The organism is Burkholderia sp. BCC1985 (assembly GCF_905339915.1).
Lineage (GTDB): Bacteria > Pseudomonadota > Gammaproteobacteria > Burkholderiales > Burkholderiaceae > Burkholderia.
The window spans coordinates 112,530-132,780 of the sequence record NZ_CAJPGY010000002.1; the positions used below are offsets into that span (position 1 = coordinate 112,530).

At 67.5% G+C, this 20,251-nt stretch carries 17 protein-coding genes and 1 pseudogene; 8 read left to right on the forward strand and 10 right to left on the reverse strand.

The annotated features are described in order from the left end of the window. Nucleotides 1–84: 84 nt before the first annotated feature. Nucleotides 85–1,608 carry a glycerol-3-phosphate dehydrogenase gene (gene glpD / locus U4Z31_RS02480; protein WP_321809341.1) on the reverse strand — a complete coding sequence of 508 codons (1,524 nt, stop codon included), beginning with the start codon at nucleotides 1,606–1,608 and terminating at the stop codon, nucleotides 85–87. Nucleotides 1,609–1,770: 162 nt separating this feature from the next. On the opposite strand from glpD, the gene U4Z31_RS02485 reads away from it, so the two are divergent. Next, a complete protein-coding gene (locus U4Z31_RS02485; protein ID WP_044846785.1) occupies nucleotides 1,771–2,139 on the forward strand; it encodes a hypothetical protein in 369 nt (122 codons plus the stop codon). An 89-nt stretch (nucleotides 2,140–2,228) separates the two neighbouring features. On the opposite strand, the gene U4Z31_RS02490 is transcribed toward U4Z31_RS02485, so the two are convergent. After that, nucleotides 2,229–2,426 (reverse strand): hypothetical protein, encoded by a 198-nt coding sequence (locus tag U4Z31_RS02490; RefSeq protein ID WP_044846784.1) that lies wholly within the window; start codon nucleotides 2,424–2,426, stop codon nucleotides 2,229–2,231. Between the two features lie 315 nt (nucleotides 2,427–2,741). Further along, nucleotides 2,742–3,521 (reverse strand): DeoR/GlpR family DNA-binding transcription regulator, encoded by a 780-nt coding sequence (locus tag U4Z31_RS02495; protein WP_044846783.1) that lies wholly within the window; start codon nucleotides 3,519–3,521, stop codon nucleotides 2,742–2,744. A 223-nt stretch (nucleotides 3,522–3,744) separates the two neighbouring features. Between U4Z31_RS02495 and U4Z31_RS02500 the strand changes: the two genes are divergently transcribed. The 3 genes from U4Z31_RS02500 to U4Z31_RS02510 all read left to right on the forward strand — a co-directional run bounded on the left by U4Z31_RS02500 (nucleotide 3,745) and on the right by U4Z31_RS02510 (nucleotide 7,106). Further along, nucleotides 3,745–5,385: a gamma-glutamyltransferase family protein gene (locus U4Z31_RS02500; protein ID WP_321809342.1), complete on the forward strand. Its 1,641-nt coding sequence runs from the start codon at nucleotides 3,745–3,747 to the stop codon at nucleotides 5,383–5,385. A 314-nt stretch (nucleotides 5,386–5,699) separates the two neighbouring features. Continuing rightward, nucleotides 5,700–6,527 (forward strand): ferritin-like domain-containing protein, encoded by an 828-nt coding sequence (locus U4Z31_RS02505; RefSeq protein WP_044846781.1) that lies wholly within the window; start codon nucleotides 5,700–5,702, stop codon nucleotides 6,525–6,527. A gap of 69 nt (nucleotides 6,528–6,596) precedes the next feature. Then, the gene (locus tag U4Z31_RS02510; RefSeq protein ID WP_321809343.1) at nucleotides 6,597–7,106 is read left to right on the forward strand and encodes a hypothetical protein; all 510 of its coding nucleotides are present in this window, start codon (nucleotides 6,597–6,599) and stop codon (nucleotides 7,104–7,106) included. On the opposite strand, the gene U4Z31_RS02515 is transcribed toward U4Z31_RS02510, so the two are convergent. The 3 genes from U4Z31_RS02515 to U4Z31_RS02525 all read right to left on the reverse strand — a co-directional run bounded on the left by U4Z31_RS02515 (nucleotide 7,100) and on the right by U4Z31_RS02525 (nucleotide 10,763). Then, nucleotides 7,100–8,551, reverse strand: a complete 1,452-nt coding sequence (locus U4Z31_RS02515; protein ID WP_321809344.1) for a DEAD/DEAH box helicase — start codon at nucleotides 8,549–8,551, stop codon at nucleotides 7,100–7,102. The genes U4Z31_RS02510 and U4Z31_RS02515 overlap by 7 nt on opposite strands. Nucleotides 8,552–8,680: 129 nt before the next feature. Further along, nucleotides 8,681–9,979 carry a c-type cytochrome gene (locus tag U4Z31_RS02520; RefSeq protein WP_044844543.1) on the reverse strand — a complete coding sequence of 433 codons (1,299 nt, stop codon included), beginning with the start codon at nucleotides 9,977–9,979 and terminating at the stop codon, nucleotides 8,681–8,683. A 19-nt stretch (nucleotides 9,980–9,998) separates the two neighbouring features. Then, nucleotides 9,999–10,763 carry a c-type cytochrome gene (locus tag U4Z31_RS02525; protein WP_044844542.1) on the reverse strand — a complete coding sequence of 255 codons (765 nt, stop codon included), beginning with the start codon at nucleotides 10,761–10,763 and terminating at the stop codon, nucleotides 9,999–10,001. Nucleotides 10,764–11,140: 377 nt separating this feature from the next. Here U4Z31_RS02525 and U4Z31_RS02530 point away from each other — a divergent pair, with 377 nt between their 5' ends. Next, the gene (locus tag U4Z31_RS02530) at nucleotides 11,141–12,073 is read left to right on the forward strand and encodes a CopD family protein (RefSeq protein WP_321809345.1); all 933 of its coding nucleotides are present in this window, start codon (nucleotides 11,141–11,143) and stop codon (nucleotides 12,071–12,073) included. Nucleotides 12,074–12,212: 139 nt separating this feature from the next. Here U4Z31_RS02530 and dgoD read toward each other — a convergent pair whose 3' ends face one another. Beyond that, nucleotides 12,213–13,361, reverse strand: a complete 1,149-nt coding sequence (gene dgoD / locus U4Z31_RS02535) for a galactonate dehydratase (RefSeq protein WP_321809346.1) — start codon at nucleotides 13,359–13,361, stop codon at nucleotides 12,213–12,215. 119 nt (nucleotides 13,362–13,480) lie between these two features. Between dgoD and U4Z31_RS02540 the strand changes: the two genes are divergently transcribed. After that, on the forward strand, nucleotides 13,481–14,200 hold the full coding sequence (locus tag U4Z31_RS02540) for a FadR/GntR family transcriptional regulator (RefSeq protein WP_321809347.1): 720 nt from the start codon (nucleotides 13,481–13,483) through the stop codon (nucleotides 14,198–14,200). Between the two features lie 27 nt (nucleotides 14,201–14,227). On the opposite strand, the gene U4Z31_RS02545 is transcribed toward U4Z31_RS02540, so the two are convergent. Next, nucleotides 14,228–14,473, reverse strand: a complete 246-nt coding sequence (locus tag U4Z31_RS02545; protein WP_044844539.1) for a DUF1272 domain-containing protein — start codon at nucleotides 14,471–14,473, stop codon at nucleotides 14,228–14,230. A gap of 152 nt (nucleotides 14,474–14,625) precedes the next feature. Here U4Z31_RS02545 and U4Z31_RS02550 point away from each other — a divergent pair. Beyond that, nucleotides 14,626–14,969, forward strand: a pseudogene (locus U4Z31_RS02550) (GFA family protein). A 34-nt stretch (nucleotides 14,970–15,003) separates the two neighbouring features. Here the strand turns inward: U4Z31_RS02550 and U4Z31_RS02555 are convergent. Continuing rightward, on the reverse strand, nucleotides 15,004–18,102 hold the full coding sequence (locus U4Z31_RS02555; protein ID WP_321809348.1) for a transglycosylase domain-containing protein: 3,099 nt from the start codon (nucleotides 18,100–18,102) through the stop codon (nucleotides 15,004–15,006). Nucleotides 18,103–18,531: 429 nt separating this feature from the next. Between U4Z31_RS02555 and U4Z31_RS02560 the strand changes: the two genes are divergently transcribed. After that, complete coding sequence (locus U4Z31_RS02560) at nucleotides 18,532–18,924, forward strand: MAPEG family protein (RefSeq protein WP_321809415.1); 393 nt, start codon at nucleotides 18,532–18,534, stop codon at nucleotides 18,922–18,924. 225 nt (nucleotides 18,925–19,149) lie between these two features. Here the strand turns inward: U4Z31_RS02560 and U4Z31_RS02565 are convergent, their stop codons facing one another. Next, complete coding sequence (locus U4Z31_RS02565) at nucleotides 19,150–20,037, reverse strand: LysR family transcriptional regulator (RefSeq protein WP_321809349.1); 888 nt, start codon at nucleotides 20,035–20,037, stop codon at nucleotides 19,150–19,152. Between the last annotated feature and the right edge of the window lie 214 nt (nucleotides 20,038–20,251).

The following is a 20,251-nucleotide window of genomic DNA, read 5'->3' on the forward strand; positions in this document are numbered from 1 at the left end:
ATTGGCGTAGTTGTGATGCGCGCCGCATGTTACGCGGCGCGTCGGTGAATCAACGTCGGTCAGGCAACTGCAACTGCAAACGGATCACGCGTGCGGCGCGTGCGCGGCGGCGAACCACGCATCGACCGCGGCCGTCACCGCGTCGAGCGTGCCGGGCGCCACGTGCAGGCCGAGCTTCGAGCGGCGCCACAGTACGTCCTGCGCGCAGGTCGCCCATTCGACGTCGCGCAGGTAGCGCAGTTCGGCGTCGTGGATGCCCGGTGCGATCTCGGCGCCGAGGTCGGCGAGCGACGTCGCGCCGTCGACCACGCGTTCCGCGCGCGTGCCGTACGCGCGCGCATAGCGGCGCGCAAGCGCGGCGGGCAGCCACGGATGGCGTTTCGCGAATGCGTCGGCGAACACGTCGAACTTCGCGTTCGCGATGTCGCCGCCCGGCAGCGGCGCGCCGGCCGTCCAGGTCTTCGCGTCGCGGCCGAGCGGGCGACACAGCAGGTCGGCGGCTTCCTCCGCGAGCTTGCGGAACGTCGTGATCTTGCCGCCGAACACCGACAGCAGCGGCGCGCCGGCGCCGTCGTCCATCTCGAGGCGATAGTCGCGCGTGACGGCCGACGCATTCGCCGCGTTTTCGTCCTCGAGCAGCGGGCGCACGCCCGAATAGGTCCAGTGCACGTCGGCCGGCGAGATCTTGCGCTTGAAGTAGCGGTTGATCGAATCGCACAGATACTGCGTCTCGTCGCGATCGATCGCGACCTTCGCGGGATCGTTCGTGTATTCGACGTCGGTCGTGCCGATCAGCGTGAAGTCGTGCTCGTACGGAATCGCGAAGATGATCCGCTTGTCCGGGTTCTGGAAGATGTATGCGTGGTCGTGATCGAACAGGCGCCGCGTGATGATGTGGCTGCCCTTCACGAGCCGCACGCTGTGCTGCGCGCCGCGACCGAGCGCGCCGTGCAGCACTTCGCCGACCCACGGGCCGGCCGCGTTCGCGACCGCGCGCGCACGCACCACGCGGATCGAGCCGTCCGCGTGCCGCAGCCGCGCTTCCCATTCGTCGCCGCGGCGTTCCGCCGACACGAGTTTCGTGCGCGTGAGGATCTCGGCGCCGCGCTCCTTCGCATCGAGCGCGTTCAGCACGACGAGGCGCGCGTCGTCGACCCAGCCGTCCGAATAGACGAAGCCGCGCTTGATCGAGTCGATCAGCGGCGCGCCGGCCGCATGGCGGCGCATGTCGATGCCGCGCGAGCCGGGCAGCAGTTCGCGCTTCGCGAGGTGATCGTAGAGGAACAGGCCGATGCGGATCAGCCAGGCCGGCCGCAGGTTCGGCATGTGCGGCATCACGAAGCGCAGCGGCCACATGATGTGCGGCGCCGCGCGCAGCAGCGTCTCACGCTCCTGCAGCGCTTTGCGGACGAGTCCGAATTCGTTGTATTCGAGGTAGCGCAGGCCGCCGTGAATCAGCTTCGTGCTGGACGACGACGTGTGCGACGCGAGGTCGTCCTGCTCGCAGAGCAGGACCGACAGGCCGCGGCCGGCCGCATCGCGCGCGATGCCGGCGCCGTTGATGCCGCCGCCGACGACGAGCAGATCGTAGCGATTCGGTTGGGTCACCTGCTGTCCTTATCGTCTGATGGAAATGGGCGAACATGAAATGTTCGAATTCGAAATTTAACGAACGAAATCGAAAAAGTAAAGTTCGAAAAAGCGGGGCCAGTAGCGCGTGGCGCGATCCCGGACGATACTGGCGCAATCGACCGTTTCGCGAGGTGAATCATGCGTATTGGGATGTGGGCCGGCGCGTGCGCCGTCGTCCTGGCAGGGTGCAGCGCCGGCACGCCGCCGCTTGCCGGCAACTGGCGGGCGCCGTCGTTCGTCGACCTGCAGACGTCGTGCGGCGGCACCGCGCGCGACTGGGGCGCGGACGCGCAGCCGGTCTATTCGACGCTGTACGACGCGTATGTGGCGAAACGATATCGCGGGCTGACGCAGGCGAACTATTGCGCGTTCGTAAACGAACTTTCGGCGCACTATGCGGCGCCCGACGCGGCGGGGCGCGCCGGATGGGTCGCGTATTTCAACGGCGCACGCGCGCAGGCCGTCAGCTGGCGGGCCGCGGTCGATCCGACGCTGCGCGGCGGCTGACGCCGGAGCGCTGCGGGGCGGGAAAAGCGTGGGAAAAGCGGCGCGGCCGGAAATCCGGCCGGCGCGCTCAAGTCAGGAACAGCGGGACTTCAGGAATAGCGGCATTTGATGGATCGCAACGCGGCGTCGCCGGTTTCGGTCACGCAGTATTTGCGTCCCGATCCCAGCCCTTCCAGCCGCACGAGCTGCTGTTCGAGCAGCGCGTCGAGTTCATCGCGATCCATGTCCCCGTGATCGGGGGCATCCTTCACAAGCAGTAGCGTGGCGAATTCATGCGGACTCAGCATCGTTCTCTCCATGGCAATCGGTTTGCCCGCGCAGCCGGCGCAAACGCCGCTGCGCGATACCCGGCGGGGTATGGCTTGGGGGGAAAGCTGTATTCGCCGGCCTTCGGATTCGCACACGCCTTGGCACGGGCGGATCGCGCGAACGGGCCGGGGAACTGGAGTCTAGTCGAGCGCGCGGGCAACGACAAATCGTGCCCCGTTAATTTTCAGTTTGACAGGCACGCAAACCGCTAGCGGTTCAGCAGGCGCGCCAACTTCTTGATTTCACTTGAAGTTTCAGGTGCGGTGCAGCATCGGGCGGGTCATTCCGCGGGGTCATTCCGCGACGTACACCTGGGTGCCCGCGTTCGCCACCGCGTCGGCCATCTCCGGCGGCAATGGCTTGTCGGTGAAGAGTGCATGAACCTGGCTCAGGTGGCCCTGGCGCACCAGCGCCGGACGGCCGACCTTCGAATGATCGGCGACGAGGTAGACCGTGCGCGCATGCTGCATGATCGCCTCGGCCACGCGCACCTCGCGCGTGTCGAAGTCGCGCAGCGTGCCGTCGGCCTCGATCGCCGACGTGCCGATGATCGCGTAGTCGACCTTGAACTGGCGGATGAAGTCGATCGCGAGTTCGCCGACGATGCCCTTGTCCCACGGCCGCACGATGCCGCCCGTGATCAGCACCTCGCAGTCGGGATAGCCGCTCATCATCGACGCGACGTTCAGGTTGTTCGTGATCACGTGCAGCCCGTGATGGCGATTCAGTGCGCGCGCAACTTCCTCGGTCGTGGTGCCGAGATTGATGAACAGCGACGCCTGGTCGGGGATGTGCGACGCGGCGAGCGCCGCGATGCGCCGCTTCTCGTCATGGAACATCCGCTGGCGCGCGGTGTACGACACGTTCTCCGAGCTGGTCGGCAGGCTCGCGCCGCCGTGGTAGCGGCGCAGCAGGTTCAGGTCGGCGAGCCAGTTCACGTCGCGGCGGATCGTCTGCGGCGTGACCGCGAAGTGCGCGGCGAGATCGTCGACGGTCACGAAGCCGTCGCGCTGCACCCATTCGAGCAGTTCCTGCTGGCGCGCGTTGAGGGTGAGGCGGGGATCTCGGGTCATGGCTCGGCGGTCGGATCGTGAGGCGGAGCGGGTATTGTAAGGGCGGGAAGGGTGTTCGACCGGCCTGCGGCGTATCACCGCCCGGAATTCATGCGGAAAGTACATGGATTCATGTGACAAATGAATTTGTGCGATCGCGCGGATCGCGCTGCAATGGCGGACTGTCCGCGCATGCCGGTCGTGCGTCCGGCGCGTTCATTCAGCTTTCGACGAGGTGGAACCGATGACTGGCTTCAACTGGCACAACCCGTATCCGACGACCCGCATCCCGGTATTCGCGCGCAACGTCGTGTCGACGTCGCACCCACTCGCCGCGCAGGCCGGGCTGCGGATGCTGTGGAAGGGCGGCAATGCCGTCGATGCGGCGCTGGCCGCCGCGGCCGCGATCACGGTGGTCGAGCCCGTGTCGTGCGGGCTCGGCGGCGATGCGTTCGCGCTCGTGTGGGACGGCGGGCGGCTGTCCGGGCTGAATGCGTCGGGCGTCGCGCCGGCCGCATGGAGTCCCGACTATTTCCGCAAGCGCCACGGCGAGGACGCGCACGGCATCGCGAACAAGCCGACGCGCGGCTGGGACACCGTCACGGTGCCGGGCGTGATCGCGGGCTGGGAAGCGCTGCATGCGAAGTTCGGCTCGCTGCCGTTCGCGGACCTGCTCGAGCCGGCGATCGAGATCGCCGAGCGCGGCTATGCGGTATCGCCGATCGTCGCGCACAAATGGGCGGCCGCGGTGCCCGAGCTGCAGGGACTGCCGGGTTTCGCCGACACCTTCATGCCGCGCGGGCGCGCGCCGCACGTCGGCGAGCGCATCTGCCTGCCGGGCCACGCGCAGACGCTGCGCACGCTCGCGAAGGACGGCCCGCGCGCGTTCTACGAAGGCGCGCTCGCCGCGCAGCTCGCGGCGTTCGCGCGCGAAGGCGGCGGCGCGCTGACCGAAGCCGACCTGCGCGCGTACCGGCCGGAATGGGTCGAGCCGATCGGCAAGCGCTTCGGCCGTCATACCATTCACGAGATCCCGCCGAACGGGCAGGGCATCGCCGCGCTGATCGCGCTCGGGATCGCCGAGCGGGCGGGCCTGGGCGAATGGCCGGTCGATTCGGTCGACTCGCAGCACCTGCAGATCGAGGCGATGAAGCTCGCGTTCGCGGACGTCTATCGCTACGTCGCCGATCCGCGCGCGATGGACGTGACGCCCGCGCAGATGCTCGACGATGCGTATCTCGCGGAACGCGCGAAGCTGATCGATCGCGCGCGCGCGACGCACTTCGCTGCCGGCCGCCCGCATTCGGGCGGCACGATCTACCTGTCCGCGGCGGACGAACGCGGGATGATGGTGAGCTTCATTCAGTCGAACTACATGGGTTTCGGTTCGGGGCTCGTCGTGCCCGGTACCGGCATTGCCCTGCAGAACCGCGGGCACGGCTTCTCGATGGACCCGGCGTCGCCGAACGTCGTCGCGGGCGGCAAGTGGCCGTTCCATACGATCATCCCCGCGTTCGTCACCGAGGAAGTCGACGGCCGCAGCGAGGCCGTGATGAGCTTCGGCGTGATGGGCGGCGACATGCAGCCGCAGGGCCACCTGCAGACCGTCGTGCGCATGCTCGGCTACGGGCAGCAGCCGCAGGCCGCCTGCGACGCGCCGCGCTGGAAGGTCAATCGCGACTTCACGCTCGACGTCGAGTCGACGATGAAGCGCGAGACGGTCGACGGGCTCGCCGCGCGCGGCCATACGATCAAGTCGATCGACGATCCTTACATGGATTTCGGTTCGGGGCAGTTCGTGTGGCGTCTCGATCGCGACGATCCCGACCGCGGCTACGTGGCCGCGAGCGACAGCCGTCGCGACGGTCTTGCGGCCGGTTTCTGACGGAACGCTTCCAGCGTGGTGCCCGACGGGCGGCCGGATGGCCGCCCGTTTTGCCTGGATGCAGCGCATGCCGTCGCGCGCGCGCAACCGGTTCGAACACCTCATCTAACGATCCGCAACATGCGCGGCGGAACTGCGCGCGGCGGGCATGGTCAGTGCTTTGAAGCACGAACATAAAAGTCCGGCTAAGATGCCAGCATGGTTCGGCCGGACCAATCCACTAATAAATGCAAGCAAAACGTCGCCTGCGGGCACGCCGGGCCTGTGCGAAGAGAGGGGCCGGCCGGCCGCGCGACGACTGGGAGCGCACCACCATGCCTACTGAAACGACGCATGTCATGCCGTGGCGTATCGAGGACATCGACCTGAACCGGATCGATCGTCAGCGCGCCGCCGCGAACGAGGATCTGCTGCTGTTGCTGTGCGCGTCGTCGTTCATCGAAAGCGGCTCGGATCTCTACACGAGCAACCTGAGCGAGTTCTTCAACGACGATCCGGAAGTGTCCGCGTGGCTCAACAATGCGTGGGAGCACGAGGAACTGCAGCACGGGCGCGCGCTGAAGGCGTATATCGCGCACGTGTGGCCCGAGTTCGACTGGGACACCGCGTTCGCGAATTTCTTCGCCGAGTATTCGAAGACCTGCTCGGTCGACGCGTTCGAGAAGACCCGCGCGCTCGAGATGGTCGCGCGCTGCGTCGTCGAGACGGGCACGGCCACGCTCTATCGCGCGATCAACGAATGCTCGGACGAGCCGGTGCTGAAGGAAATCACCGACAACATCCGCTCGGACGAAGTGCGTCACTACAAGCACTTCTTCAAGTTCTTCAAGAAGTACAACAAGCTCGAAGGCAACGGCCGTCTCGCGGTGCTCGGCGCGCTGATGCGCCGCGTGATGGAAATCAAGAACGAGGATTCCGAGATCGCGCTGCGCCACGTGTTCGCAGTCCGCTACCCGGATCGCGTCGGCGACAGTCAATACAACCGCGAGCGTGCCGCGCGCATCAGCTCGCTCGTGCGGCGCAACCTGTCGGCCGACATGTGCGTGAAGATGCTGCTCAAGCCGCTCGACCTGCCCGCGAAGATCCAGCCGAGCGTCCACTATCCGCTGACGAAGATCACGCGGCACGTGTTCATGCGCTGATCGTCACCGCGCGGTCCGGCGCGCGTATGCTGCGCAGATCATCATCTGCTTTTCACCGGGGCCGCCATCATGACCGATTCCCATCGCCACGCGCTCGAACAATGGACGTTCGACGCGTGGCCGCCGGCCGTCGTTGCGCTGTTCGACGGCACCGCGCTCGAACGCCGTGCCGACTTCGCCGCATCGCTGATCGTCGCGACCGACGACGGCCAGCTGCGCACGACGCTGCTCAGCGTCGGCGAGATCCACGCGCGCGACGCGCATACGCTGCTGCTCGCGCTCTGGCCGCAATCGCGCGCGGCGCGCGCGCTGACGCAACGGCGCGCGGCCGCGTTGACGCTCGTCGCGGACGGCGCATTCTTTCAGGCACAACTGAGGATCGAGCCGCTCGAAGGGGACTTCGGGGGCCTTGCCGGATTCGCTGCGACGATCGCGCACGGCGATGCGCAGCGGGTCGGCTATGCGCGTCTCGCGACCGGCGTCACGTTTGCGCTGGAAGGGGAGGCGCGCGCCGAGGTGCTCGCGCGCTGGCAGCGCCAGGTCGAGCACCTGCGGCGCGCGGCCGCGCGGCTTCAGTGACCGCGCTGGCCGCTGCGCGACGAACGGTTGCGGTTCGCGTGCGCGGCGTTGCCGTTCGCGGGGCGCGCGCCGTTGCCGCCTGACGGGCGGCCGCCACCGCTGGCGTTGCCGGTCGCGCCGCCGGTCGTGCGCGGCTTGGCCGCCTTCGCGGCCTTCGGCTGCGCATTGCCGTCGCGCTTCGCGGCCGGCTGGCCCGAGCCGCCGGCACGCGGCTGGCGATTGCCGCCACCGCCGCCGCCGTTGCCGTTGCCGCCGCGCGGCTGCTGGCCGCGGCGTTGCTGGATCGGCTCAGGCTTCGCGGTCGGATCGGGTTCGAAGCCCGCGATCACTTCCTGCGGAATCTCGCGCTTGATCAGCCGCTCGATGTCGCGCAGCAGTTGCTTCTCGTCGACGCACACGAGCGACACGGCTTCGCCGGTCGCGCCCGCGCGACCCGTGCGGCCGATCCGGTGCACGTAATCTTCCGGCACGTTCGGCAGGTCGAAGTTGACGACGTGCGGCAACTGGTCGATGTCGATCCCGCGCGCGGCGATGTCGGTCGCGACCAGCACCTGCAGCGTGCTGTTCTTGAATTCCGCGAGCGCGCGCGTGCGGGCCGACTGGCTCTTGTTGCCGTGGATCGCCATCGCGCTGATGCCGTCCTTCGTCAGTTGCTCGGCGAGCCGGTTCGCGCCGTGCTTGGTGCGCGTGAACACGAGCACCTGGAACCAGTTGTGTTCGCGGATCAGGTGCGTGAGCAGCTCGCGCTTGCGATCGCGGTCGACCGGGTGGATCTTCTGCGCGACGCTTTCCGCGGTGGTGTTGCGGCGCGCGACTTCGATCAGCGCCGGCGAATCGAGCAGGTTGTCGGCGAGCGACTTGATCTCGTCGGAGAAGGTCGCCGAGAACAGCAGGTTCTGGCGCTGCGGCGGCAGCTTCGCGAGCACGCGCTTGATGTCGTGGATGAAGCCCATGTCGAGCATCCGGTCGGCTTCGTCGAGCACGAGGATGTCGAGATCCGACAGGTCGATCGTCTTCTGCTGCATGTGATCGAGCAGACGCCCCGGCGTCGCGACGACGATGTCGACGCCGCGCTTGAGCGCATCGATCTGCGGATTGATGCTGACGCCGCCGAACATCACGGTCGAGCGCAGCTTCAGGTACTTGCTGTACGCGCGCACGCTTTCCTCGACCTGGGCGGCGAGTTCGCGCGTCGGCGTGAGGATCAGCGCGCGCACCGCGCGCTTCGCGCCGCGATGCTCGGCGTAGAACGTGTGCAGGCGCTGCAGGATCGGCAACGTGAAGCCGGCGGTCTTGCCGGTGCCGGTCTGCGCGCCGGCGAGCAGGTCGCCGCCGCCGAGGACGGCGGGGATCGCCTGCTGCTGGATGGGCGTCGGCGACGTGTAGCCGAGCTCGTTGACCGCCTTGACCAGCGGTTCGGCCAGGCCGAGAGATTCGAAAGACATAGATACCACTCTTGAGTTTTATGATCGGCGACGCCTCGCGCGGCCAGCGCGGGGAACGGCGTCGCAAAAAAGCAAAGGGGCGCGGCGGCGGTTTCCCGCAGCCGCGCCCCCGTTTGTGTCGCGCGCTATTTAGTCAAGCGGCGCGGAACGCAGGTCGCTCACCTGTTGCGGCGAGATCGGCGTACCGTTGTTGCCCCACGACATCCGGATATACGTGACGACTGCCGCGACTTCCTGGTTCGACAGCGACTGTGCGAACGGCGGCATCCCGTACGGACGCGGATTCTTGAACGTGCTCGGCGGATAGCCGCCATTCAGCACCATGCGGATCGGGTTGACCGCCGATTCCATCACGATCGAATGGTTGCCCGCGAGCGGCGGATACGCCGGCGGCTTGCCCGCGCCGGTTTCGGCGTGGCAGGTCGCGCAGTTGTCCGCGTAGATCTTCTTGCCCTGGTCGAACAGCGTGTTGCCGAACTGCTTCGACGGCTCGTACTGCATGTTCTTCGGCGCTTCAGCCTTCTGCGGGATCGACTTCAGGTACGTCGACATCGCGCGCGTATCTTCGTCGCTCATGTACTGCAGGCTGTTGTGCACGACGTCGGCCATCGGGCCGAACACCGCGCCCTTGTTCGACACGCCGGCCTGCAGCAGGTCCGACAGCTCCTGCACGTGCCAGTCGCCGAGGCCGAGTTCCTTGTCGTTCGTCAGCGACGGCGCATACCAGTTCTGCAGCGGGATCAGGCCGCCCGCGAAGGCTGCCGAGTTCACCGGGCCGCCCATCATGTTGATCGACGTATGGCACATCGAGCAGTGGCCGAGGCCTTCGACGAGGTACGCGCCGCGGTTCCATTCGACCGACTTGGTCGGATCCGGCTTGTACTCGCCTTCCTTGAAGAACAGCGTGCGCCAGCCGATCAGCAGGTTGCGGTTGTTGAACGGGAACTTCAGTTCGTGCGGACGGCTCGGCACCGAGACCGGCGGGACCGAACGCAGGTACGCGTAGATCGCGTCCGAGTCGGCGCGCGTGACCTTCGTGTAGCTCGCGAACGGGAAGCCCGGGTAGAGCAGGCTGCCGTCCTTCGAACGGCCGGTGTGCATCGCGCGGTAGAAGTCGTCCGACGTCCACTTGCCGATGCCGTCCTTGTCGTCCGGCGTGATGTTCGGCGTGTACATCGTGCCGAACGGCGTCGCCATCGGCAGGCCGCCCGCGAACGACTTGCCGCCGCGCACGGTGTGGCACGCGATACAGTCGCCGACGCGCGCGAGGTATTCGCCCTTCTTGATCAGCGCGGCCTGGTCGGCCGGCGTGGCCGCGACGGCGGCAGCGCCGTGCAGCGTGTCGTTGCCCGGCCACAGGACCGGCACGAGGGCGGCGGCCGCGACGATCGCGACAGCCGAGAGTGCAAACAGGGACTTGCGTTTCATTGTGTCTGTCTCCCTTGCCTTATTGCGGTTCGCTGCCGCAGGCGAGCGGAGTCTTCATCGAACGCGCCGGGGCCGGCACGGGGTTGGCGGGCGCCGGTTGCGCGGCGAGCCATGCGGTCACGGCCGTCACGTCTTCGTCGGAAAGCTTCGCGGCGATGTCGTGCATGCAATCCGGTGCCTTCGCGTGGCGGTTGCCCGAGCGCCATGCGCCGAGCTGTGCGCTCAGGTAATCGGCGTGCAGGCCGACGAGGCCCGGGATCGCCGGCTGCATGCCGGTCAGCCCTGCGCCGTGGCAGGCCACGCAGGCCGGCAGCTTGCGCGACGGATCGCCTTGCGTGACGAGCTGCTTGCCGCGCGCGAGCGTGGCAGCCGGCAGCGTCGGCTTGGCCGGCGTCGGGTACGGCGGACGCTCGGCCGAGAAGTGCTCGGCGATTTCCTTCAGGTAATCGTCGTTCAGGTAGGTCAGCAGATAGTTCATCGGCGGGTACTTGCGCCGGCCATCACGGAAGTTGACGAGCTGGTTGTACAGGTACTCCGCCGGCTTGCCGGCAAGACGCGGGAAATAGTCGTTGTCCGTGCCCTGGCCGTGAACGCCGTGACATGCGGTACAGCCGCGCACACGCTCGGCCATCGTATCGGGTGCCTTGAGCGGCGCCTGCTGGGCGTGCGCTTGCTCCGTGGGCTTGGTCTGCGCTTGGGCAGCGCTCATAAGGCCCGCGCCACCGATCAGGAGAACGGCAAGCAACGGACGGAAGAGGCGTCTTGAAGACACACGAGACTCCATGTTTATTCGTCGGGGACCTGTCCGGGCTACGATCGGCTCGGCGCATGGACGGCAGGACAGCCGGGCTGCTGCGACGCGGCATTCTATCATCGATGGGTAATGACGGCTATTTGGCAAAAGGTCATCGGTTCCTGCCTGTTTACGACTTGCGACAATTTGACGCGCTATCTGCACGCATCGTGTGAACCGGCGTGCGCTTTGACCATCGAAGACCGTACACTCGCGGGTCGCGCGGCGCCGCCTCCGCCGCAGATCCAGTCATTTCTCCCGTTTCCGGATTCATCGATGACGTTCCTTACTGTGCCGTTGCCGTCTTCCCGCTGTCGTTCCACTTGCCGCCGCGCCGCCGGCCGGCCGTTCCCGGGAGGGTGCGCGCGATGAGGATCGACAGCTTGTGGATCGGGCAGGTCGCGCTGGCGGCATTGATGGACGCGACGTTCGCGATGGCGGTCGGCTCGGCGCTGCTCAAGGCGTGGCTCGGCAAGGACGGCGCGCGGCCGGTCGTCGCGCCGTCGCATCCCGCATGGCTGCGCGCGCAACATTCGCTGGTCGCGGCGGCGCTCGCGCTCGTGCTCGCCGATCTCGGCTGGCTCGTGTACGAAGCCGCGGCGATGAGCGGCGCGGGGCTCGGCGGTGCGTTCGCCGCGATTCCCGTCATGCTCACGCAGACCCACGCGGGCTTCGCGTGGAGCGTCGCGTTCGCCGGCGCCGTGGTGCTCGCGATCGTCGCGCTCGCGAAGCCGGACGGCCCGGTCGCGCACGCGGTGCTGTGGCTCGCGGTGATCGTGGTCGCGGTCGGCAAGGCGTCGCTCGGCCATGCGGCCGATACCGGCCCGCTGTCCGCGGCGGTCGGCGTGCAGACGCTGCACCTGCTCGCCACCGCGGTGTGGGGCGGCCTCGTGCTCGCGGGCGGGCTCGCGGTGCTGCCGGTGCTCGGCTCGTCGGTCGCGCGCGGCGCGCTGATCCGGATCGGCCAGCACCTGTCGCGTACGTCGGTGATCGCGGTCGTGTTCGTGCTCGGCACGGGCGTGCTTAATGCACTGCGCGGGCTCGGCGGCTCGGTCGCGCCGCTCGACGGCAGCACGTGGGGGCGCGTGCTGTTGCTCAAGCTGCTGCTCGTCGCGCTCGCGCTCGTGCTCGGCGGGTTGAACCGCTTCTCCGCGCTGCCGCGCCTGCGCCGTACCGCGTCGACCGAGGATGCGCACACGTTCCGCAACATCCTTCACCTCGAGGCGCTGACGATGATCGGCGTGTTCGTCGCGGCCGCCGTGCTGGCGTCCTGCGTGCCGGGGTTCGCGGCGCTCGGCTGACGGCCGGCTCGCCGCGGCGCAGGGCCGGGTGCCCGCGCGCCGCGAGCCGCGGATGCAAGAACGGCCGCCTGCCGGGCGGCCGTCTCGAAGCCGATGCGCGGCATGCCCGCCGCGCATCGCATCTCATCTCACCTCGGCATCACCACTCGGCGACGCTGCCGTCCGCGTGGCGCCACACCGGGTTGCGCCAGCGGTGGCCCGTCTTCGCCATCTCGCGCACCTTCTCCTCGTTGACGTCGATGCCGAGCCCCGGGCCCTGCGGGATCGCGACGAAGCCGTCCTCGTAGCGGAACACCTCGGGGTTGCGCAGGTAGTCGAGCAGGTCGTTGCCCTGGTTGTAGTGGATGCCGAGGCTCTGTTCCTGGATGAACGCGTTGTAGCTGACCGCGTCGAGCTGCAGGCATGCGGCCAGCGCGATCGGGCCGAGCGGGCAGTGCAGCGCGAGCGCGACGTCGTAGCTTTCCGCGAGCGTCGCGATCTTGCGGCACTCGGTGATGCCGCCCGCGTGCGACGCATCGGGCTGGATGATGTCGACGTAGCCGCCCGCGAGGATGTGCTTGAAGTCCCAGCGCGAGTAGAGCCGCTCGCCGAGCGCGATCGGCGTGTTGGTCTGGTTGACGATGTCGCGCAGCGCCTCGGCGTTCTCCGACAGCACCGGCTCCTCGATGAACATCAGCTTGTACGGATCGAGCTCCTTCGCGAGCACCTTCGCCATCGGCTTGTGCACGCGGCCGTGGAAGTCGACGCCGATCCCGACGTGCGGGCCGACCGCGTCGCGCACCGCCGCGACGTTCGCGATCACCTGCTCGACCTTGTCGTAGGTGTCGACGATCTGCAGCTCTTCGGAGCCGTTCATCTTCACCGCCTTGAAGCCGCGCTCGACCACGGCGCGTGCATTGTTCGCGACGTCGCTCGGCCGGTCGCCGCCGATCCACGAATACACCTTGATGCGCTCGCGCACCTGGCCGCCGAGCAGCGCATGCACGGGCACGCCGTGATGCTTGCCCTTGATGTCCCACAACGCCTGGTCGACGCCCGCGATCGCGCTCATCATGATCGGGCCGCCGCGGTAGAAGCCGGCGCGGTACATCACCTGCCAGTGATCCTCGATCAGCAGCGGGTCGCGGCCGACCAGGTAGTCGGCGAGTTCCTGCACCGCGGCCTCGACCGTGTGCGCGCGGCCCTCGACGATCGGCTCGCCCCAGCCGACGATGCCCTCGTCGGTCTCGATCTTGAGGAACAGCCAGCGCGGCGGGACGACGAAGGTTTCGAGGCGGGTGATTTTCATGTCGCTTGTCTCCAGGGTGGACCGGCGCGGACGTGCGGACGCGGCGCCGGTCGAGTACGTGACGACGATCCTAGCGTAGCCCGTTAAAAAATAGTATTAATAGCACTATTGTGCAGATAGTGGGCAGCCGCGGCGTTGCCCATCACCGGAGAACGATCATTCAGCGCGACCTGCATGGACAGACGGCCTTCCGGCTGGCGACGGCGATCCTGCGGGGCGACTATCCGCCCGAGTCGCTGCTGCCGCGCGAGCCGGACCTGATGGCGATGTTCGGGGTGAGCCGCACGGTGCTGCGCGAGGCGCTGCGCACGCTGACGTCGAAGGGACTGGTCGAATCGCGGCCGAAGGTCGGCACGCGCGTGCGGCCGCGCCGCGCATGGAACCTGCTCGACGCCGACCTGCTCGACTGGTACGCGCGCGTCGCGCCGCCGCTCGCGTTCGCGCTGAAGCTGCAGGAAATGCGCGAGATGATCGAGCCGCATGCGGCCGCGCTGGCTGCTCGCACGCATACGCCCGAAGCGTTCGATGCGATCGATGGCGCGGCGCGCGCGATGGCCGCCGCGCGCAACGTCGACGAGTGGGTGCGTGCGGACCTGCGTTTTCACCTGAGCGTGCTGGAGGCCGGCGGCAACGAACTGCTGGTGCCGCTCGGCGCGCTGATCGACCGCACGCTGGAAGCGCAATTGCATCTGAACGCGCGCCGGGCGCACGTCTACAACGCATCGCTCGCCGAGCACGTTGCCGTCAGCGATGCGATCCGCGTGCGCGACGAGGACGGCGCGCGCCGCGCGATGGCGTCGCTGCTCGCGGTGACGCGCGCGCGGATCGAGATGTCGTGACGGAAACGGACGGACGGTGCGGCGCTGTCAGGCGTTCGCGCAGCCGCCCGGCTTGACGATGCGTTGCGTCGATGGCGGGTACTTCGCGAGCAGGCTCGCCGGCCGCCGCGGACGCGCGACCAGGTCGCCGCCGCAGTTCGGGCAGCGGCCCTTCAGCACGTCGTCGGCGCAGGTCGCGCAGAACGTGCATTCGAACGTACAGATGCGCGCTTCCGCCGAATCGGGCGGCAGGTCCTTGTCGCAGCATTCGCAGCCGGGGCGCAGTTCGAGCATGACGGTTTTCCTTGGTCGCAGAGGGTCGGGGCGGGCGCCGCCGGACGTTGCGTGCGGCGCATGCGAGCGCTACTGTACGCGTTTGGACCGGCCTGGCCAACGGTGTCCGCCCGGATACCGCCGACGCGCACGGGCCGCCCCGGGAGACGACCATGCTTTATCACGGAAGCTGTCATTGCGGCGACGTGAAGTTCGAGGCACAAGGCGACCTGCAGGGCGTGATGGCCTGCAACTGCTCGATCTGCCGGCGCAAGGGCGCGCTGATGTGGTTCGTGCCGCGCGATCACATGACACTCCTCACACCCGACGACAATCTCGCCACCTACCTGTTCAACAAGCACGTGATCCGCCATCGCTTCTGCAAGCGCTGCGGCACACGTTCGCCGAGGGGACCCATCCGGACGGCACCGCGATGGCCGCGATCAACGTGCGATGCCTCGAGGATGTCGACTTCGATGCGCTGCCCGTCACGCACTACGACGGCCGCTCGCACTGAGCGGCGCGTCGTGGCGTGAGCGCACGGGCCGCCGTCAGGACGGCTCGACCTGCGGCGCCGGCGTTTCCGCCTGCGGCGCGGGGCCCGTCGTGCGCGTGCCGGCCTCGGCCGGGCGTTCGATCAGCGGCGCGAGCGCCGGCGCCATCGACTTCAGCAACTGCACGGCCATCGCGCTCGTGAAGTCGTAGCGCGCCGCGTAAGGTTCGTGCGCGGTCGCCGTCAGCACGCCGAAGAAGCGGTCGCCGAGCACGAACACGAACGTGCCGCTGCGATTGACCTTGCGCGACTCGATCAGCCGCGCGCCGCGCGCGTAGACATTGAAGCGCTGGTCGCCCGTCCCGGTCTTGCCGTAGACCTGCAGCGTCTTGCCGTCGGGCAGCGTGAAGCCGCCCGACAGGCGCCGCGCCGTGCCGTTCAGCACGACGTCGCGCAGCAGCGTGCGCGCCACGTTGACGATCTCCGGCGACAGCATCGGCTGCGGCTGCGCGGCCGCGCGCACGAAGCGCGTCTCGTACGGCGTGCCCTTCGCGAAATCGAGGCGCGTGATCGTCTCGGTCGGCGCCTTCCGGCCGCCGGTCGCGATCAGGCCGATCAGTTTCGCGAGCGCGTCGGGCTGGTCGCCCGATGCGCCGATCGCGGCCGCGTACGACGGCGTGACTTCCTCGAACGGGTAGCCGAGCGCGCGCCACGCCTTCGTGATTTCCGCATACGCGCGCAGCTCGACCATGCGGCGGATGCGCCGGTCCTGGGTCGCGTGGTAGCGCGTCTTGTACAGCCACGAGTACGTGTAGAAGCGGGCATCGCGGCTGTCGCGCCGGACCTCGGCGAGCGACGCGTTCGGGTGGGCGCGCAGGTAGTTGAGCGTCCACAGCGCGAGCGGGTGGACGCTCGCGATATAGCCGCGATCGTTGAGGTTGAAGCGGTCGATCGCGTATTTCGCGTAGAGCGCGGCGAGATCGTCGTCCGACAGCGTCGCGGCCGGCGTGCCTTTCAGCTGCGCGCGCATCTGCGCATCGAACCACGCGAGCGATTCGTTCGGCGCGACGCTGCGCAGCACCGTCGCGATCTTCGGCGGCGACTTGCGCACGTTCTGCAGCAGCAGCGCGAGCGCGTCGTCGGGCGCCTTGCCCGCATAGCGCGTGTAGTAGCGCTTCAGGTAGACCTGGCTTTCGCCGTCGACGAACTGCTCGAGGTAATGCTTGCGCTGCGCCGGATCGTCGAGCCACGACGACGACGGGCCGGCCGCCTGCAGCATCTCGTAATGGACGATGTCGCGCATCAGCCGCACGAACACGAGGTTGACCGAGTGCTCGAACGCCGTATGCAGCGTCAGGATGCGGCCGTTGTCCGACTTCTCGAAGTTCGAGAACACCTGCGCGCCGCCGCCCGTGTAGAACACGTCGGGGCTCGCCGAGTACTTGCGTTCGACCGACGCGTCGAGCATCGCCTGGAGCGAGCGGTCGCGCGTATGCGACAGGTAGTCGAGCGCCCAGTGCGACAGCCCGTCGAGCGGGTCGGGCTTCACCTTCGCGAGTTGCGCGTTCGACAGGTTGCCGTAGCGCGCATGCAGGTCGGAGACGATCTGCAGGTAGGTGATCAGCGTGCGCAGCTTCGCGGTCGAGCCGAGGTTGATGCGGCCGCCGCGGTTCACGTCGAACGGCTGGTTCACGCTGTCGGTCTGCACGCGCAGCATGTTCGCGCCGTTGCGATGCTCGTACAGCGTGAAGCTGTACGTGAGGTGCGACGGGTCGTCCTTCGGCGCGAGCATCTCGAAGCCGTACAGGCCGGCGGCCTGCGCGCCGTCGCGGGTCGACGCCTTCGCGAGCCGTTCGGCGACCGCCTGCTGCACGCCGTTGTCGAGCGTGCTGGTGGCTTCGAGGTCGAGCTGGTCGAGCTGGTACAGGTCGCTGATCCCAAGTGCCGACAGCAGCGACGCGCGCGCGGACGACACGGCCTTGCGCGACACGAACGACTGCACGTGCGCGGCGGCCGGCGGCGCGCTGCGCTCGATCTGCGCGGCAAGCGCCGCATCGCGCAGCGCGGGCGAGATCACGCCGCCGTTCGACAGGAGCCGCAGGTAGCTGTCGGTCAGCTTCTGCAGCGCGGGATAGCCGCGATTCAGGAAGTACGACGGCGCGCGCTGCGCGATGATCAGCGACAGCACTTCGCGGAATGTCTTGCCCTGTTCGTCGACGTTGTCGCCGGTCGTCGGCGCGGACAGGATGCGGTTCACGTCGTTGAAGTCGCGGCCGTACCACGCGGCGAGACCGTCGCCGATGCCGGTGATTTCACCCACGTGCGGCCGCGCGGCGAGCGGTACCGAGTTCAGGTAGCGCACGACGATCGCGCGGCGCGCGAGCATCGTCTGCGGGCCGTTCATGTAGGCGAGGATCGACGCGGACGCGATCTGGCGCAGCTTCTCCGGCGGCGTCGCGGTGCGGCCGTCCGGCGAATGGCGGAACTTCTCGATTTGCGTCGCGAGTGTGCTGCCGCCCGGGCGTGCCTGATGACGGTTGACGACGTGCAGCGCCTGGTCGGCGAGCGCGCGGCCGAAGCGGCCCCAGTCGATCGCCGGGTTGCGGTTCGGCTGGTTCGCGTCGAGCAGGTAGCGATCCTCGATGAACAGCAGCGAATCGGCGACGACGCGCGGCACCGTGTCGAAGTCGGCGTACACGCGTTGCGGGAACACGGTCGCGAACAGCGGCGAGCCGGTCGAGTCGAACAGCATCAGCCCGGCCTGGTCTTTCTCTTCGTAAGGCAGGAACAGGCCGCGATCGGCGAGCGACAGCATCCGTTCCGAATCGCGCGCCTGCTTGCCGACGACGAAGCCGCGCGCGAGCAGATGTTGCTGGAACGCGGGCAGCAGCGAATAGCCGAGGCGCTGGTCGTACGGCCCGTTGACGGGGAAGCGGATGTGATCGCTCGCGCCCGCCTCGACGGTATAGCCGATGTCGCGGGTGAGCTCGGACAGGTAGCGCGCCTGCAGGCGCGACGTCTCGAACTCGGTCATCACGAGCCGGGCAATGATCGCCACCGCGATCACCAGCGCGGCGAGCAAGGACCACTTGATCCACGTCCAGACCGATGCACTCCCGGTCACGCGCGGCAGGATGCGATTCAGCGGCCGATTCATGGCGGCGTCTCCCTGAAGGCGCAGGCTCCGGCCGCACCCCATTAAGGATTAGTGTAGTCCTCCGCAGCGGGCTGCCAAGGGTGGTTCACTACCGAGATGCGTCGGCGCAACGCGCATGCCTGTGACATGCGGGAACCGGCCTGTGGTGCGGTGGCGCGTGTCGCCGTGACGTAACGTTTGCGCAGTCCGCTCGCGTGCCTGCGTGTGTCAAAGGGAATGGAGGGTGGCCGCGCCGATCGCGCCATCGCGCCGATCGTTTTACGCACCGGCCTTGTGCATTGCGAAATCGCGACAAATCGGGTCCGATCGTATTGCCGAAGTCATGGCGCGATGCGCGACGAAGCTACGAGTTTCCGAGATAGCCGGATGCACGGGCCGCAGGTACGATCGCCGGATATGCGGCGCATGTCCGTTTTCGCCGGGGGTGCCATGTCGATTCATCCCGTCGCGCTCGTTTGCACGGCGATCCTGGGGTTGCTGCTGTTCGGGCTCGGCCTGGTCGTGTCCGTCACGCGCTTCCGGCGTACCACCAATTCCGGGTGTGCGTCCGATCCGACCGACGGATTGCACAAGATCGTGCGCGCGCATGGCAACACGGCCGAATACGCACCGTTTCTCGCGGTGCTGTTTCTATATTTCGGCGCACACGACCCATCGCGCGCGATCGTCTCGTTGATCGTCGCGGCAACCGCGTGCCGCTGCCTGCTCGTGATCGGATTGCTCGCGTGGCCGACCATGGCCAGGCCGAATCCCCTGCGTTTCATCGGCGCGCTCGGCACGTATCTGTGCGGCGCCGCGCTATGCGTCGCGCTGTTCGTCTGAGCAGGTCGCTATCGCGATGGCCGCTTCGCGGGATCGTGCCGCCGCGCGGTCTCGACGAAGCAGTGGATCAGCTGGTCGCACGACCGAATCGCGCACCTGCTTGCCGATGACGAAGCCGCGCGCGAGCAGCTGCTGCTGGAATGCGGGAAGCGTCGAATAACCGAGGCGCTGGTCGTACGGCGTCGCCGGCGTTGGTAAAAATGGCACGTGATTACAGCCTTTCATTCACCTGACGAAATGATCGATCAGGTGATCGATGAAAAGCCGCGCCTTGCGAGGAAAATGGCGCCGGCTCGGGTACACGACGTTCATCTCGAGTTCCTCGAGCCGATAGTCGGCGAGCAGTTCGCGCAGCCGGCCGGCGGCGAGATCCGGTGCGGCGAGGAAGTCCGGCAGCACCGCGATGCCCATGCCGGCGAGCGCCCAGTTGCGGATCAGCCCGATGTTGTTCGACGACGCGGACTTGTTCGGGCGCACGGTGACACACGCGGAACCCGGGTCGAACGACAGGTGCTCGCCCGCGAAGTCGGCATGGAACGCGAGGCACGCGTGGGATGCGAGGTCGTGAGGATGGGCCGGCGCACCGTGCCGTTCGATATACGACGGCGCCGCGCAGACGATCCGCTTCAGGCGCGTGAGCGGGCGTTTCACCAGCGTGTTGTTGCCGATGTGCTGCGACAGCAGCAGCCCGACGTCGAAGCCCTCCGACACGAGGTCGACATGGCGGTCCAGCATCGTGACCTCCGGCACGATGGCCGGATGCCGCGCCTTGAACACGTCGATCGCAGGGGCGAGCACGTGCATGCCGAACATCACCGGCGCGGCGATCTTCAGCGACCCGATCGGCTCGTGGTGCATCGACGCGATCGTTTCCTCGACGCGGTCGATTTCCTCGATCACGTGACGGATCTGGGCGAGGTACAGATGACCGGCGTCGGTCAGCGACAGGCTGCGCGTCGTGCGGTTCAGCAGGCGTGCGCCGAGCCGGTCCTCGATGCCCATCACGAGGCGCGTGGCCGACGAGTTGGAGATGTTCAGTTCCGTCGCCGCGCGCGCGAAACTGTGGAGTTCGGCGACCTTGATGAACAGCCGCATTGGGAGGAATTCGTCCATTTTTTTATCGAAGACCAGAAATTGGTTTATTGAATTTTATTCTTCGACGGATTGGCTTGAACGACTCGTTTTAACGAATAAGTATTATGAAATGGTGTGTTGATCGGCTGCCTGATTGGTTTCAGAATAAGCGGTTGGGCGGATGCGGGTTCGGCGGAATTATTTTCGTATTCCGCTCGATATAAACCTATTTTATCGGTCTGTATTTAGTAAA